Raw genomic sequence first — 17,075 nt, 5'->3', positions numbered from 1 at the left:
CCGTCATCCCGGGGCGCCGGAGGCGAACCCGGGATCCATAACCACAACGTTGATCGAGCAAGGCGCTGTCAGCGGGTATGGATTCCCGCCTGCGCGGGAATGACAGTGTTGAGGTTCAGGCACTTTGTCCTGCATCCGATCCCGGATCGGCTTCGCCGTCCGGGATGACACCCACGATGCAGCCCTACTCCGCCGCCATCACCCGATAGCTTGCCGGATCGTAGTTGAGGATGGGGCCGAGCCAGCGCTCGACCTCCGCCACGCTCATGTCCTTGCGCGCGGCGTAATCCTCCACCTGATCGCGCTCGACCTTGGCGACGCCGAAGTAATAGGCGTCCGGATGCGAGAGATAGAGCCCCGACACGGACGAGCCAGGCCACATGGCGTAGGACTCGGTGAGCGTCACGCCGATGCGGCGCTCGGCCTCCAGCAGGCTGAACAGCGTCGCCTTCTCCGTATGATCGGGCTGCGCGGGATAGCCGGGCGCCGGGCGGATGCCCTGGTAGTCCTCGCCGATCAGCCCCTCGTTGCTGAGGTTCTCGCCTGCGGCATAGCCCCAGAACTCCTTGCGCACGCGCTCGTGCATGCGCTCGGCGAAAGCCTCCGCCAGACGGTCCGCCAGCGCCTTGACCATGATCGAGCGGTAATCGTCGTTGGCGCGCTCGAACCTCTCCGCGATCCGCACCTCTTCGATGCCCGACGTCACCACGAAGGCGCCGATCCAATCGGGCTTTCCGCTCTCGACCGGAGCGACGAAATCGGACAGGCAGACATTGGGCTTGCCGTCGCGCTTCGAGAGCTGCTGACGCAGGCCGTGGAAGGCGGCAAGCCGCTCGTTACGGCTCTCGCCCGTAAAGAGGTGGATGTCGTCGCCGACCGTGTTTGCGGGCCAGAAGCCGATCACCGCTTTCGGGTTGAACCAGCGCTCGTCGACTAGCTGCTTGAGCATGGCCTGCGCGTCGTCCCAGAGCTGGCGCGCGGCCTCGCCCTGCTTCTCGTCCTCGAGGATCGCGGGGAACCGGCCTTTAAGCTCCCAGGTCTGGAAGAACGGCGTCCAGTCGATATAGGGCACGAGCTCGCCCACATCGTAGCTGCGGAACACGCGTGCGCCGGTGAAGGTCGGCTTCGGCGGCTGATAGGACGACCAGTCGATGGTGAGCTTGTTGGCGCGCGCCTTCTCGAGGGAAAAGCGCTGCTTGTCGGCCTCCCAACGCGCATGGGCATCGGCCACCTTCCGGTATTCGGCCCGGAGCGTCTCGACGTAATTGCCCTTCATCTCCGGCGAGAGCAGCGAGGACACGACGCCGACGGCGCGGCTCGCATCGGTGACATAGACTGCCTGGCCCTTGTGGTAGTTCGGATGAATCTTCACGGCCGTGTGCACACGGCTCGTGGTGGCGCCGCCGATGAGAAGCGGAATGTCGAAGCCCTCGCGCTCCATCTCACTCGCCACGTTCACCATCTCGTCGAGCGAGGGTGTGATGAGGCCGGAAAGCCCGATCACGTCGACCTTCTCCCTGCGTGCGGTCTCCAGGATCTTCTGGGCCGACACCATGACGCCGAGATCGAGCACCTCGTAATTGTTGCAGGCGAGCACGACGCCGACGATGTTCTTGCCGATATCGTGCACGTCGCCCTTCACGGTCGCCATCAGGACCTTGCCGGCGGCCGAGCGCTCGGTGATGCCGGAAGCTTCCTTCTCGGCTTCCATGAACGGCATCAGGTAGGCCACGGCTTGCTTCATCACGCGGGCGGATTTCACCACCTGCGGCAAAAACATCTTTCCCGCGCCGAAGAGATCGCCGACCACGTTCATGCCGGCCATCAGCGGGCCTTCGATCACATGCAGCGGACGCTCGACCGATTGGCGCGCCTCTTCCGTATCCTGCTCGATGAACTCGGTGATGCCGTTGACGAGGGCATGCTCGATCCGCTTTCCGACCGGCCAGGACCGCCATTCGAGATCGGCAGCCTTCACGGCTCCCGTGCCGTCGCCCTTGAAGCGGGGTGCCGCCTCCAGCAGGCGCTCGGTCGCGTCGGAGCGGCGGTTGAGCACCACGTCCTCGCACAGCTCGCGCAGCTCCGGATCGATCTCGTCATAGACCGCGAGCTGGCCGGCATTCACGATGCCCATGTCCATGCCGAGCTTGATGGCGTGGAAGAGGAACACCGAGTGCATGGCCTCGCGCACGGGCTCATTGCCGCGGAACGAGAACGACAGGTTCGACACGCCGCCCGAGATATGGGCATGCGGCAGCGTCTCGCGGATGATGCGCGCCGCCTCGAGGAAGGCGACGCCGTATCCGTTGTGCTCCTCGATGCCGGTGGCGACCGCGAACACGTTCGGATCGAAGATGATGTCTTCGGGCGGAAAGCCGATCTGCTCGGTGAGAATCTTGTAGGCGCGGGAGCAGATGTCGACCTTGCGCTCCAGGCTATCGGCCTGGCCCTGCTCGTCGAAGGCCATGACGACCACGGCGGCGCCGTAGGAGCGGCAGATCTTCGCATGCGCGATGAACGATTCCTCGCCCTCCTTCCTGGAGATCGAGTTCACGATGGCTTTGCCCTGGATGCACTTGAGGCCGGCCTCGATCACGTGGAACTTGGACGAATCCACCATCACAGGCACGCGGGCGATATCGGGCTCGGCGGCGACGAGGTTGAGGAACTCCACCATGGCCTTCTCGGAATCGAGCAGGCCCTCGTCCATGTTGATGTCGATGATCTGCGCACCGTTCGCCACCTGATCGCGCGCCACGTCGAGAGCAGCGGCGTAATCGTTGTTGGTGATGAGCTTGCGGAACTTGGCGGACCCCGTGACGTTCGTGCGCTCGCCCACATTCACGAAGGGAATGTCGGAGGTGAGAATGAAGGGCTCGAGACCCGACAGGCGCATGAGCGGCGCAATCTTCGGCACCGAACGCGGAGCCTTTCCGGCCACCGCTTCCGCGATGGCGCGGATATGTTCCGGCGTGGTGCCGCAGCAGCCGCCGACCACGTTCACGAAGCCGGCATCGGCGAACTCAGCCAGCATCGACGCCGTCGCCTCGGGGCGCTCGTCGTACATGCCGAATTCGTTGGGCAGGCCCGCATTCGGATAGGCGCAGACGAGGGTATCGGCAACCTTGCCGATCTCCTGGATATGCGCGCGCATCTCACGCGCACCGAGCGCGCAGTTGAGGCCGATGGAGAACGGATCCGCATGGCGCATCGAATGCCAGAAGGCGGTCGGCGTCTGGCCGGACAGGGTACGGCCGGAGAGATCCGTGATCGTGCCCGAGATCATGATCGGCAGCGTCACGCCCTTCTCGGCGAACACCTGATGCGTCGCGACGATGGCCGCCTTGGCATTGAGCGTATCGAAGATCGTCTCGATGAGGATGATCTCGGACCCGCCGTCGATCAGCCCCCTCACCTGCTCGGCGTAAGCGTCGCGCACCTGGTCGAAGCTCACGGCGCGGTAGCCGGGATTGTTCACGTCCGGCGAGATCGACAGCGTGCGGTTTGTCGGGCCGACGGCGCCGGCCACGAAGCGGCGGCGGCCGTCTTCCTTCTCGGCGAGGAGCGCCGCCTCGCGAGCAAGACGCGATCCCTCGAAGTTCAAGTCGTAGACGATCTCCTCCATGCCGTAATCGGCCTGGGCGATGGAGGTGCCGGAGAAGGTGTTGGTCTCGACGATGTCGGCGCCTGCGCGGAAGTAGTCGAGGTGCACTTTGCGCACCGCGTCCGGCTGGGTGAGGATGAGCAGGTCGTTGTTGCCTTTGACGTCCTGCTTCCAGTCCTTGAAGCGTGCCCCGCGAAAATCCTCTTCCGAGAAGCGCGAGCGCTGCAGCTCGGTACCCATGGCACCGTCGAGCACGAGAATCCGCTTGGAGGCGGCTTCGCGGAGCGCCTTGATCACGTCAGCGCCATTGGCGGGGCGAGGAGTATGAGCAGTCATTCGATCTGTTCTCTTTTCATCGCGGTCAGGTTGCCTCGACCGCCGATGCACTTTTGAAACAAACACAAGAATGCCCGGCTCGAAAACCGGACATCGGAACATTCACGCGGCGGCTTTCACGCTCTGATCGCGCAAGCCGAGAAGATGGCAGATGGCATAGACCAGATCAGCGCGGTTCATCGTGTAGAAGTGAAACTCGTTCACGCCGCGGTCGACGAGATCGATCACCTGCTCGGCGGCGACGGCGGCGGCCACGAGCTTGCGGGTCTCGACGTCGTTCTCCAAGCCCTCGAAGCGCGCAGCCAGCCAGTCGGGCCCGCTCGCGCCTGTCTTCGACGCGAAATTCGCCGTCTGCTTGAAATTCTGAACGGGAACGATGCCGGGCACGACGGGGATGTCGATACCGCGTGCGCGGACGCGGTCGAGATAGCGGAAGTAGTGGTCGTTGTCGAAGAAGAACTGCGTGATGGCGCGGTCCGCGCCGCAATCGACCTTGGCCTGCAGCACGTCGATATCGGCCTCGAGCGATGCGGCCTCCGGGTGCTTCTCCGGATAGGCGGAGACGGAAACCTCGAAATCGCCGATGGCCTTGATGCCGGCCACAAGATCGCAGGTCTGCCGGTATCCGCCCGGATGCGGCTCATAAGCCGTGCCGATGCCGCCTGCCGGGTCGCCGCGCAATGCCACGATATGGCGCACGCCCGCGTCCCAATAGGAGCGCACGACGTCGCCCACCTCCTCGTTGGTCGCGGCAACGCAGGTGAGATGCGCCGCCGGCTTCAGCTGCGTTTCCTGAACGAGGCGCGAGACCGTCGCGTGGGTGCGCTCGCGGGTGGAGCCGCCGGCGCCGTAGGTCACGGAGACGAATTGCGGGTTGAGCGGGGCGAGACGTTGGATCGACGCCCAGAGCGTCGTTTCCATCTCCGGCGTCTTCGGCGGGAAGAACTCGAAGGAGACCTTGATCGGACAGGAGACCTGACGGCTTGGGCGAAGGGTGAGCGGTGACATCAGGCGACCTCTCTGTCGGGTTCGTTCATGGGCCAATCCGTCACCACACGGCGATCCTGGCCAAGCCAAAGGGATACGGTCAGTTGCTCGTCGCCCTTCCGGGGCGGAGCGATCTCGCGGTTGAGGGTGCAGTCGAGTCCCGCCTCGTCGAGCCACCCTGCGACCTGGGTGGGCGCGAAGCCGAGGCGGCGATGGGCCTGGGCCTCGCGCAGGAACTCGAGGTTATGCGGCGCGAAATCGACCACGAGAATGCGTCCGCCCGGTGCCACGAGGCGCGCGGCTTCGCGGATCGCGCGGGCCGGATCGTCCAGGTAGTGCAGCACCTGGTGGATGACGACGAGGTCGAAAGTGTTGCGCGGGAACGGCGGCGCATAGATGTCGCCCTGCCGCAATTCGATGCCCCTCAGGCCGGCCTTTTCGAGATTGGCACGTGCCACCGAGAGCATGGCATGACTGGCATCGAGTCCCACTGTGCGACTGGCACGCGGTGCCAGCAATTGCAGCATGCGCCCGGTGCCGGTGCCGAGATCGACGAGATCGCGGATCCGCGCCGGTCCCAGGGCATCGATCACGGCAGCCTCGACCACCGCCTCGGGGGCATGCAGGGAGCGGATGCGGTCCCATTCGGGGGCAAGGCGCGAGAAGAAGGCTTGCGCGGTCTGCGAGCGCTGGGCGCGCACGGCTTCGAGCCGGGTCCGGTCCTCCAGCAGCTGCGGATCGGAGCGGTCGAGGCTCTCGAGGGTCGGGCGGATGATGCGCAAGGCCACGCCCCGGTCGGTGAGCCGGAAGAAGGCCCAGGCCCCTTCCCGGTGGCGCTCCACGAGGCCGGCTTCGACCAGGAGCTTCAAATGGCGGGAGATGCGCGGCTGGGACTGCCCCAGGATGTCCGTGAGGTCGGAGACGGAGAGCTCACCCTCGGTCAGCAGGGCGAGGATCCGCAGGCGCGTCTCCTCGGCGGCTGCCCGCAGGACATCCAAGGTCAGATCCAGCGATGGAGACGGGGTGTCAGGCACGGCCAAATCTCGCTCTTACATATAAAGATATATTTATATGTATTTTGGAAAAGGAGCAAGCGGAGCCTTACGCTTTATCCCGGCGAACCTTGGCGCGGCCCGCGGCGATCACCAGCACGAAAACGGCGGCGGCGACGAACCATGCAGAAAGCGCGATGGGCTCGCGGTTGAGAACCGAGGCGATCAGCAGGGTGACGAAGGTCTGCAGGAGTTGAACCTGGCTGACATGGGCGATGCCGCCGATGGCGAGCCCCGCATTCCAGGCGAAGAAGCCGAGATACTGGCTCATGAGAGTGACATAGGCAAAACCGATCCAGCTCCAGGCGGGAATCCGCGTCGGATCCTCGGGCATGCTCCAAAGCGCGACCGGAACCGTCACCGGCAGGGCGACGACCAGCACCCAGGAGATCACCTCCCAGCCGGCGAGGCCGCTGCGGACGAGCTTGCCCGAAACCACATAACCCAGAGCCGATGCCAGGGCGGCCGCGAGAAGGAAGATGTCGCCCTGCCCAAGCGATCCGCCGCCTTCATGCAGGGTGAAGCCGATCACGAGCCCGGCACCGGCAAGGGCCGCCAGCCAGAAGGCGGGGCTCGGGCGCTCGCCCGCGATCAGGGTGCTGATGGCGGAGGTGGCGAGCGGCAGGATCCCGAGCACCACGCCGCCATGAGAGGCCGGAACGCTCTGCATGGCGAGCGCCGTGAAACCCGGAAAGCCCCCGACCAGACATGAAGCGGCGAGCGCCATGGCTCCCGCCTGCCGCAACGACGGCCAGGGTTTGCGCAGGATGAGCAGCGTTGCCAGCGCCAGAAGCCCCGCAAGCGCCGCCCGACCTGCCGTCACGAAGAGCGGGCTCAGATGCTCGACCGCGATATGGGTGAAGGGCAGCGTACCGGCGAAAATGCACACGCCGACGAAGCCCAGCAACAGACCCAGGTTCTCGCGCGCCATGGAGGAGCAGCTTACCGGAACGGCGGTTCGTCGAAGCTGCGCAGCTTGCGCGAATGCAGGGAGGAGCGCTGTCCTTTCAGGATATCGAGCGCCGCGAGGCCGATCATCAGGTGTTCGCTCACCGCCCGCTCATAGAAGGCATTGGCCGCGCCCGGCAGCTTGATCTCCCCGTGCAGCGGCTTGTCCGATACGCAGAGCAAGGTGCCGTAGGGCACGCGCAGACGATAGCCCTGGGCCGCGATGGTGCCGCTTTCCATATCGACCGCGATGGCGCGGGACAGGTTGATCTGGCGCCGCTCCTGGCTCCAGCGCAGCTCCCAGTTCCGGTCGTCGTAGGTCACGACTGTGCCGGTGCGCAGGCGCCGCTTCAGTTCTTCACCGCGTTCGCCCGTGACTTGGACCGCCGCGTCCTGCAGGGCGACCTGGATTTCGGCCAAGGCCGGGATCGGGATTTCCGGCGGCACAGCGCTGTCGAGAATATGGTCGCGCCGGAGATAGCCGTGGGCGAGCACATAATCGCCGATGGATTGGGATTGGCGCAGGCCCCCGCAATGCCCGACCATGAGCCAGCAATGGGGTCGCAGCACCGCCAGATGGTCGGTGATGTTCTTCGCATTCGACGGGCCGACGCCGATATTGACGAGCGTTACACCATGCCCGTCCTTGCGCATCAGGTGATAGGCCGGCATCTGGAACCGGTGCCAGGGCGAAGAGCCGATCAGATCTTCGACGACGGCCTCGTCCAGGCCGCGCTCGATGGTGATCCCGCCGGGCAGGACGAGCCTCGTGTAAGGCCCTTCCTCGTTCGCCAGCTCCTTCACCGCCCAGCGGATGAACTGATCCACATAGCGGTGGTAGTTGGTGAGCAGGATCCAGGGCTGGGCGCAGCGCCAGTCGCTGCCGGTATAATGCACGAGGCGGCGCAGGGAATAATCGACCCGCGCCGCGTCGAAGAGCGCCAGGGGCCGCGCCTCGTTCTCTTGGAACACCCAGGTACCGTCGGCGATCTCGTCGCCGACCTTGGCGAGAAGCGGCGTCGGGAAATGCTGGGCGAGTTCCGATGCGGAATGGGCGCCCCGGCCGAGCTCGTCGCCCCGTTCGAACACGTAAGGATACGGGATCTCCTGATCGCTGACGCCGACCGCCATGGTCGCCCCGTAATCGCGCACCAGGTGATTCAACTGCTCGAGCAGATAGGTTCGGTAGAAGGCCGGCTGGGTGATGGTCGTCGCATAGGTCCCTGGCCCCTGGAACTTGGCGTAGGCCCGCTGCTTCACCGGCGGGAGGGAGGTCGAGCGATAATCGAGACGCAATTCAGGATAGCGGAAGCGGGATCGTTCGAGGGGCGTAGGAGCGGTGCCGGTGGCGAAGAAATGCTCGAGCGCCTGGCGCTGCGCCTCGATGGCGCTGTTATGGAGCGCGATAAGCCGCTCGACGGCTTCCTCGGGTGTGGCGACGGATTGGAAGGTGGAGATCTGATCGGCTGGCACGTGGACTCTCTTCTTTTGTCTCGTGCCTCAAGGGTCATACACTGTTTCGACGAAGAACCCAACCGGGTTGAACGAATTCAGTTATTGAGAGCAAGGCAAGAAAAAAGGCGGAAGGTGCCGGCACCGTTTCCGCCTTTCCTGTGATGGTAAGATCAGAGCGATCTGACGGCTTAACGCGAAAACTTCTTGTACTTGATCCGGTGCGGGATCGTGGAATCCGTGCCGAGGCGGCGCTTCTTGTCCTCCTCGTAATCGGCGAAGTTGCCCTCGAACCATTCCACGTGGCTGTCGCCCTCGAAGGCGAGGATGTGCGTGGCGATGCGGTCGAGGAACCAGCGATCGTGCGAGATGATCACGGCGCAGCCGGCATAATCCTCCAGCGCTTCTTCGAGTGCGCGAAGCGTATCCACGTCGAGGTCGTTGGTCGGCTCGTCGAGGAGCAGGACGTTGGAGCCCGACTTCAGGATCTTGGCGAGGTGAACGCGGTTGCGCTCGCCGCCGGAGAGCACGCCGACCTTCTTCTGCTGGTCGGAGCCCTTGAAGTTGAAGGCGCCGCAATAGGCGCGGGCATTGATCTCACGCTTGCCGAGATAGAGCACCTCGTTGCCTCCCGAGATCTCCTCGTAGAGGGTCTTGTTGGCATCGAGCGAGTCGCGGCTCTGGTCGACATAGCCGAGCTTCACCGTGTCGCCGATCTGGATCGAACCTTCGTCGGGCTGTTCCTGGCCGGTGATCATGCGGAAGAGCGTGGTCTTGCCGGCGCCGTTCGGGCCGATGATGCCGACGATGCCGCCCGGTGGAAGCTTGAAGGACAGGCCGTCGATCAGAAGCTTGTCGCCGAAGGCCTTCTTGAGATCGTCGAACTCGATGACGTTGTTGCCCAGGCGCTCGGCGATGGGAATGACGATCTGGGCCGTCGTCGGACCTTTCTCGTTGGCCTTGGCCACAAGGTCCTCGTAGCGCTGGATACGGGCCTTCGACTTGGCCTGGCGGGCCTTGGGCGAAGCCGACACCCACTCGCGCTCGCGCTCGATGGTGCGCTTGTGCGCCTCGTCCTCGCGGCCCTCCTGCTCCATGCGCTTCTGCTTCTGCTCGAGCCAGGACGAGTAATTGCCCTCGTAGGGAATGCCGCGGCCGCGGTCGAGCTCGAGAATCCAGCCCGTCACGTTGTCGAGGAAGTAGCGGTCGTGGGTGACGATCAGGATCGCGCCCGGATAATTGCGCAGGTGGCCTTCGAGCCAGGCGGTCGTCTCGGCGTCGAGATGGTTGGTCGGCTCGTCGAGGAGCAGAAGCTCGGGCTGCTCCAGGAGCAGCTTGCACAGGGCGACGCGGCGGCGCTCGCCGCCCGAGAGCTTGTCCACGGACCAGTCGTCCGGCGGGCAGCGCAGGGCATCCATGGCCTGATCGACCTGGGAATCGAGATCCCACAGGCCCTTGGCCTCGATCTCGTCCTGGAGCCGGGTCATCTCGTCGGCCGTCTCTTCGGAATAGTTCATGGCGAGGTCGTTGTAGCGGTCGAGGATCGCCTTCTTGGCGGCCACGCCCTCCATGACGTTCTCGCGGACGTTCTTCGACGGGTCGAGCTGTGGCTCCTGCGGCAGGTAGCCGACCCGCGCCCCCTCGGCGACCCAACCCTCGCCGTTCCAGTCCGTATCGGTGCCGGCCATGATGCGCAGAAGCGTCGACTTGCCGGAGCCGTTGACGCCGAGCACGCCGATCTTGGCATCCGGATAGAAGGACAGGTGAATATTATCCAGGACCTTCTTGCCGCCCGAATAGGTCTTGGTGAGGCCACGCATGTGGTAGATGAACTGACGGGACACGGGAAAAGCCCTGTTTGATCGATGTGAATGGAGTTGGCCGTCAGTTAGCAGGGGCGGCCTGCCGGGGCAAGGCGGGGATGCTGCAACGCCCTTCGCCGTCATCCCGGACGGCAAAGCCGATCCGGGATCGCTCGCAGGACGAGGCGCCATTCTCGTCGTGCAATCCCGGGTTCCGCTACGCGGCCCCGGGATGACCTAGACTGCATCAAAGCCCGAACGGATAGGTCTCCGGCATGCCCTTGCCATGGGCGTGGGTCAATGGCTTCACCGCCCTTGTCTCGTCGAACCAGACGAAGGCATCGAACTGCTCGGCCAGGATGGCTTCGAAATAATGGCTGTAGAGCTCCGTCTCCGGCCGGTAGATCACGCCGATGGCGCGCTCCAGGCGGGGCCGCGAGAGAACGTCCGTCAGCTCGGCCTGGCCGTTTTCGCGCCAATCGGTCAGGAAGCAGCCGAGGCCCGCATCCCGAAAAATCCGCTCATGACTGTCGGGCCGGGCGGGTCGCACATCCTTGACTCGCATCGGCTCGTCCCAATCGTCGGCGGCCGCCACCGTGCCGCGATCCGTTCCGAATCCTATGAGAACCGCCTCGCTGCGATAGGACTTGCGGCAGAGCTCGCCGATATTGAACTCGCCCTGCCAGCCCATCGCGGTCGCAGCGGCGTTGCCGATATGCGAGTTGTGCGCCCAGACGACGGCCTTGGCGTTGTCGCGCCGAGCCAAAAGGCTCTGCAGCGTCACGAACATGTGCCGGTCGCGGAGGTTCCAGGACTCCGTCGCGCCCTCGTACATGATCCGGTAATAATGCTCGGCCGCATGAACGATCTTGGCATTCTGAACCGCATCGAAGAATTCCTCGCCGCCATCGGCTTGAAGATAGTCCATGCGTTTGTCGAGGAGGGTCTGGAGCTGGTGCAGCAAGGCCTCGTCGCAGGGCTTTTTCTGCCCGGTGAGAACCGCGCGCCCGTAGCGCGCCGGATCGGACTGCCAGGGCGTGAGGCAGCCATAGCGCCCCCTCGCCTCCTTCGCAGCCTCGGGATCGACCTTGGCGAGATAATCGAGCACGGAACGGATCGACGCGTTCAAGCTGTAGACATCGAGACCGCGGAACTCGGCGCGCTCGTCCTCGGCGATGTCGCGGTTATGCTCGCGCATCCAGTTGACGAAGTCCGCCACCTCCTCATTGCGCCACATCCAGGTCGGAAAGCGCTCGAAGGCCACGTCGTCGCCTTCCGGCACGGGGCGATGGCGCACGTAAGCGTCGATGCGCGCCGCATCGGGCCAGTCGGCCTCGACCGCGACGATGGTGAAACCGTGCTGCGCGATCAGGCGTCTCGTGATGGCGGCGCGGGCGCGGTAGAATTCCGAGGTGCCATGGGTCGCTTCGCCCAAGAGCACCACCTTGGCATCGGCGAAGCGATCGAACATCGCGCCGAACGCTTCATCCTCGCCGATCGGCGGCAAAGGCTCTCCGTGCTCGCGCACGAGATCGACAGCCTCGCGGATCGAGGCCTCGTTCTCGTTCTGCCTCCATGACAGCCGGGCCATGAATCATCTCCCGAAATCCGGGCGAACGCCCATCGTTGCGCGAAAAACGACAGGGTAACGGCGTTGTTCCCGCCTGAATCCATGGCCGCGAAAGCGCAACGGCCGAGGACATGCCCCGGCCGTCATGTCGTTTCCAAACTGGAACTGCTTACCAATAGAAGTAGAAGTGCTCGGCTTTGAGATCCGCCAGCCGGACATTGACCAGCGTCAGCTGGTCATCGCCGCCAAGATACTCGCCCTTGCCGAGCTTTATGACGACGTTGTTCAGCACCTGCTTCATATGCGGCTTGAGCGTCTCGAAATCGAGAATGCCGGAATGATTGATGTTGTGGCGGATCAGCAGCATCTCGTTCTGCTTCGGCTGGAAGTCGTAGACGATATCCTGGCCCGTGTCGGAGTTGAACACGTACCGGTCTTCGCCCAGGCCGCCCCAGAGCTTGTCGTTACCGGCGCCGGGGTCGAGCACGTCGTAGTCGGCGCCGCCCCAAAGCTGGTCCGCACCGAACCAGCCGATCAACACGTCCTTGCCGTCGCCGCCATAGAGCTTGTCGTCGCCGTTCTCGCCCTCGAGCGTGTCGTTGTCGGCACCGCCCTGGATGATGTCGTTGCCCTCGCCTCCGACGATCTGGTCGTCGCCGGCTTCGCCGTAGAGCTTGTCGTCGCCGTCGCCGCCGTCGAGGAGGTCGTAGCCGTTGTCCCCGTGTAGAGTGTCGACGCCGTCATCCCCATAAAGCATGTCGTCGCCCTCTTCGCCTCTCACCTGGTCGTTTCCGGCGCCGCCGTAGAGGATGTCGAGGCCGTCGCCGCCGTAGAGCCGGTCGGTGCCGTCGCCGCCTTCCGCATAATCGTCGCCGGCATTGCCGTAGAGCGCGTCATTGCCGATGCCGCCATAGACCGTGTCGTCGCCCTCGCCGCCCCGCAGCGTGTCGTTGCCGCCCAGGCCATCGATCCGGTCGTCGCCCTTGTTGGCATCGATCAGATCGGACTTCGTCAAGCCGCCGGTGATCTCGTCGTTGCCGGTCGTCGGCTTCGTCGAGGCGCCGGATTGCCCAGCGCCGTTGAACGAGATCCAAGTCGCTTCCAGCGTTGCGGTGGTCATGATCGTCAGGCTGTTGCCACCGCCGAAGGCGATGACATAGCCGCCGGCGATCTGGCTGATCTGAAGATCGGCGAAGCGCGTGACGCCGACGTTGTTCAGGACGACCCGATCGCCCTGAATCGGGTCGAACCCGAAGATGGTGTCCGCTCCCTCTCCGCCGGCATAGATATAGATATCCGCGCCGCCATTGCCCTGCAGCGTATCATTGCCGGCGCCCCCCGAGAGGGTGTCGTTGTTGAAGCCGCCCCGGAGGGCATCGCTGCCGGCCGTGCCCGCAAGAAGCTGGCCTTTCACCGCTACGGGATTCTTGAAATACTGCTCGACGATAGCATCGGCCAGCTTGCCATGTGTGTAGTAGCCGTCGTCCGGGCTCGGATCGGACACCATTTGCCCGGCATCATAATTCCAGAGCCAGTAGCCGCCGACCCAGCCTTCGTCGAGGCGGTCGGTGATGATCTTATAGAAGGCCTTGAACATGTTGGCCTGCTCGACCACGTCGACGCGGCCGCTGCGCCAGGTCCAGGGATCGTAGTTGCTGCCGTCGAGGCTGCGGAAACCGGTCTCCGTGAAGATCAGCTTCTTGCCGTGCTCCTGCGCCACGCGGCGCAGGGCATCGATGGCGGAGATGTTCTCGCCGAAAGCCTGCTCGATGGGATCGCGCACATGAAAGAACGGCGAGGGCTTGGTCCAGCCGTCGATCAGCTGCTGCAGGGTGGGATTGGGATTGTCGGTGAACGAGATATACGGATTGGCGCCTATGTAATCGAGCTTGTCCCAGAAGCTCACATGGAGCGCCTCGGTCCAGGTCGCCGCATAAGTCAGCTGACCGCTATAGACCTCGCGCACCGCCTCGATGATGTCGACCCAATACTCGCGATATTGCGGCCCGGTCATGCTCTCGCATTCGTTGCCGATGGCGAACGCCGTGACGCCGTTCTTCTGCGCGAGCTTGGCGTAATGCACCACTGCTTCCTTATAGGAAGCAAACCAGGAGTCGGCCCATTGCTTGGCCTGAGCCGGAGTCGAGCCCGCAGGCGGGCCGATCAGGGCGTTCCAGTCACCGTTCTGCACGTTGACGTGCAGCTTGAAGATCACCTCGAGCCCGCGAGCCTGTGCGTATTTGAGCGCCTCCTCGATCGACCCGTCGCTTTCGGTGCGGGGAGCGCCGTCGGTGTTATGCCCACCGGGATCGCCGTTGTCGCGATAAACCCGCGTCGCGTTCAGGCTGTCCATATAGACGGTCGGCACGATGACGAGCTGCGAGGCGCCATCGCCCTGGATCAGGTCGATATTCGTCTTGGTCCACGGCATCCGGAAGTTGCCGTCCCACCAGGAGGGAAGGCTTTCGGCCTGGAAATCGAATAATTTAGGCATGAGAACGCCCCTGCGATGATGGCCTTTCGACGCCTAGGCATCATTGAATGACTCTATCGATATAACGTTCTTGAACGCATCCGCAAGGGTGAAAGGAGGGATAGAGGTTAAGGATTCCTTGCGTTTCAGCAGTCCGACGGCCTTCCGATCCACCCTGGAAAGCCGGCTTGATCGCGGGCGGGACGGCTTCACGCTAACCCGACGTCATCTCTTCCCGGTACGCGCTATGCCACCTGCGCCATGATCGATGCAAAGGCCTCCTCGGCGGCGATGACGGTCGCCATCTGGACGGTATGGGCGAAGCGGTAGGCGTCGCCGTAGATCGTCTCGTCCGGGAATTCCGTGATCAGCGTGAGCGGCGTCGGATGGCGCTCGTCTGGCGTCAGCAGGCAGGGAACGTCGTTGATGATCTCATAGGGCGTGCCGCCGGAATGGATCGAGCAGATCTCGATCTGGCGGCGATTGAACTCCGCGAGGCCCGGCACGGCCGAGAGGCCTTTCGTCACGGCTTCGATCAGGGTCCGCGCCGTCTCGGCCCAGGAGGGATGATGGCGGATGATGAGAAAGAAGCCCTTCGGGATCGTCCAGAGCTCGAAGCCGCGCGGCAGGTAGCCCGTGAAAGGCCGCGTCCATTCATGCGCCGGATAGCCGTGCAGGTTGAGATGCAGCTGCGCGCCCGACCTCGCCAGAGCCTGGTTGCGCGCACCGATCTCATAGAGAGGTTCGTTGCGGCCGTATTCCAGATCGCTGCCGAGGGAGGTGTAGCGCGCGGCATGATGCATATGACGCGGATTGCCCTCGCAGAGCCGCCCGTGCAGGGCATAGCCGTCCGGGTTCTCGACGGGAATATAGGCGATGTTGGCCTCCGGATTGGCCAGCAGCCGGCGCACGGCTCGCAAGGTGCCGAGGGGAGCCGAGGTCTCGTTGGCATGCTGGCCGCCGGTGACGAGAACCGCTGGGCGCGATCCCGGCCGGTAGATGCCGCGCACGGGGCGTCCTTCGCGGGAGATGCCCTCGAAGGTTTCGCCGGGAAGAGCGGCGAGCTCGCGCTGGATCTGCGCAAGACCGGGCGCGGCATCGGCCGTCTCGATGTCCTGTTCCGGCCGTAGCGGATCCGTCGGCACGCCGAACGGGCGCAGGGCCACGCGCACATGCGCATCGCCCTCGCCGACGCGGATATCGGGCACGATCTGGCCCGGCTGCACGCTGCGATCTTCGGGCGGACGGCCGGACCGGCGCTTGAAGAATTCGAGCAGCGAGAAATAGAAATCCTCGTGCAGCGCCTCGCGCGTGCTCATGACCTCGTCGCCGTAATCGAGCGCGCGCTCGATCCCGGGGATCGTCACGTCGATGGTGAGCGTTTCCGCATAGGGTTCGCTCTCGGGCCAGCCATGCGCGGCGACCGCATTCATGACCTCGTGAAAGACCTGCTCGTTCTCCGTCTCGAGCGGCCCGTCGAGATCGGAGCCGACATCGGTGCGGCCCGTCACCTTTAGCCATCCGGTCGGCGTGAGATCGACCTGATCGAGATGGTTGGTGCGCAGACGGTTCGGCGCGAAGACCTCGTGCTCCGCCACCCGGCCATTGCCGTATTCGAGCGTGACGCGATAAGTCATGTCCGCCGCGCCAGGCTCGAAATGCATCTCGACGCCGTCGAGCAGCGCGGCAAGCGGATAGGTCTCCGAGAGGAAGCGCAGGCGATCGGCCTCTTCATGCACCGGGTAGCGCACGCTCACGCGCGCCAGCCCGACGGTATCGAACTCTTCCAGAAACGCATGAACGAGCGGCTTGTAGGCGCTGCGAAGCCGCGCATGGATGCCTGACGCGGCGAAGACCTGCTCGGCTCTGCGACGCGCAGTCTCGTCTTCGAACAGCCAGGCCTCAAGCGTGATGCCGCGATGGTCGCCGCCCGCCCAGTCGCGCACGAGGGTGTCGAGAGTGCGCGGGATGCGCGCGTCGAGCAAGATCGTCATCGTGAAGTCTGTCCTGTCGGATCGAGAAGGTCGCGCAGCCAGTCGCCGAGAAGGTTCAGGCCGAGCACGGTGAACATGATCGCAAGCCCCGGGAAAACGCTGACCCACCACGCAGTCTGGAGATAGGTGCGCCCGTCGGCGAGCATGCCGCCCCAGCTCGGGATGAGCGGATCGACGCCGAGCCCGAGGAAGGTGAGGCTGCTTTCGAGAAGGATGTTGTTGGCCACCTGCAGCGTCATCAGGATGACGATGGGACCGAGAACGTTGGGCAGGATATGGGTGAAGATGATGCGCCCGTTGCCGACGCCGATGGCGCGGGCGGACAGAATGAATTCCCGGTCGCGCAGGGACAGCACGGAGCCGCGTACGAGGCGTGCGTATTGCACCCATTGCGCGACGATCATGAAGAAGATCACCTTGTCGATGCCGGTGCCGAGAATGGCGAGGAACATGATGGCGACGAGGATGAAGGGAAGCGCGAGCTGGATGTCGGCAAAGCGCATCAGCAGGATTTCGGCGATGCCGCGGTAATAGCCGGCGATCAGCCCAACGAGCGTTCCGACAGTCACCGCTCCCAGCACCGAGAAAATACCGACAGTGAGCGAAATCTTGCCGCCGACAATCACCCGCGCCAGCACGTCGCGGCCGAGCGGATCCGTGCCGAGGGGATGGGCGAGATCCTGGAATGGTGGCGTGAGGCGGGCCATGAGGTCCATGCTCTCGCCGCCATCGGGAAAGAGGAAGCCGGAGAAAAGCACGGCCAATCCCATGCCGCCGGTGAGCAGAACACCGAGGACAAGCTCGAGGGACCTGAAGTGCCGGCGCGCCGACGCGAGAGCCTGAGCGGCAGCCATGGG

General features: G+C 64.3%; 10 protein-coding genes. All 10 read right to left on the bottom strand.

Annotation, left to right across the window (positions count from 1 at the left end):
* Nucleotides 1-184 precede the first annotated feature (184 nt).
* The 10 genes from metH to BB934_RS19160 all read right to left on the bottom strand — a co-directional run bounded on the left by metH (nt 185) and on the right by BB934_RS19160 (nt 17,072).
* A complete protein-coding gene (gene metH / locus BB934_RS19205) occupies nt 185-3,940 on the bottom strand; it encodes a methionine synthase (RefSeq protein ID WP_099511067.1) in 3,756 nt (1,251 codons plus the stop codon).
* 102 nt (nt 3,941-4,042) lie between these two features.
* Nucleotides 4,043-4,948, bottom strand: a complete 906-nt coding sequence (metF, locus tag BB934_RS19200) for a methylenetetrahydrofolate reductase [NAD(P)H] (protein ID WP_099511066.1) — start codon at nt 4,946-4,948, stop codon at nt 4,043-4,045.
* On the bottom strand, nt 4,948-5,961 hold the full coding sequence (locus BB934_RS19195) for an ArsR/SmtB family transcription factor (RefSeq protein WP_099513036.1): 1,014 nt from the start codon (nt 5,959-5,961) through the stop codon (nt 4,948-4,950). Before BB934_RS19195 ends, metF begins: the two co-directional genes overlap by 1 nt.
* Nucleotides 5,962-6,028: 67 nt before the next feature.
* Nucleotides 6,029-6,910: a DMT family transporter gene (locus BB934_RS19190; protein WP_099511065.1), complete on the bottom strand. Its 882-nt coding sequence runs from the start codon at nt 6,908-6,910 to the stop codon at nt 6,029-6,031.
* Nucleotides 6,911-6,921: 11 nt separating this feature from the next.
* Nucleotides 6,922-8,400, bottom strand: coding sequence for an AMP nucleosidase (locus tag BB934_RS19185; RefSeq protein WP_099511064.1), 1,479 nt, complete (start codon nt 8,398-8,400; stop codon nt 6,922-6,924).
* A gap of 170 nt (nt 8,401-8,570) precedes the next feature.
* On the bottom strand, nt 8,571-10,223 hold the full coding sequence (ettA, locus tag BB934_RS19180) for an energy-dependent translational throttle protein EttA (protein WP_099511063.1): 1,653 nt from the start codon (nt 10,221-10,223) through the stop codon (nt 8,571-8,573).
* A 205-nt stretch (nt 10,224-10,428) separates the two neighbouring features.
* A complete protein-coding gene (locus tag BB934_RS19175) occupies nt 10,429-11,772 on the bottom strand; it encodes an erythromycin esterase family protein (protein WP_099511062.1) in 1,344 nt (447 codons plus the stop codon).
* 148 nt (nt 11,773-11,920) lie between these two features.
* Nucleotides 11,921-14,245, bottom strand: coding sequence for a glycoside hydrolase family 113 (locus BB934_RS19170; protein ID WP_099511061.1), 2,325 nt, complete (start codon nt 14,243-14,245; stop codon nt 11,921-11,923).
* A 224-nt stretch (nt 14,246-14,469) separates the two neighbouring features.
* The gene (locus tag BB934_RS19165; RefSeq protein ID WP_099511060.1) at nt 14,470-16,218 is read right to left on the bottom strand and encodes a M14 family zinc carboxypeptidase; all 1,749 of its coding nucleotides are present in this window, start codon (nt 16,216-16,218) and stop codon (nt 14,470-14,472) included.
* Nucleotides 16,215-17,072 (bottom strand): ABC transporter permease, encoded by an 858-nt coding sequence (locus BB934_RS19160; RefSeq protein WP_099511059.1) that lies wholly within the window; start codon nt 17,070-17,072, stop codon nt 16,215-16,217. The genes BB934_RS19165 and BB934_RS19160 overlap by 4 nt, the downstream gene beginning before the upstream one ends.
* Nucleotides 17,073-17,075: the final 3 nt, after the last annotated feature.

The sequence above is a fragment of the Microvirga ossetica genome (assembly GCF_002741015.1).
GTDB classification, from domain to species: Bacteria; Pseudomonadota; Alphaproteobacteria; order Rhizobiales; family Beijerinckiaceae; genus Microvirga; species Microvirga ossetica.
Note: the sequence above shows the minus strand (reverse complement) of the source record. Positions and strands in the feature narration are given on the sequence as shown.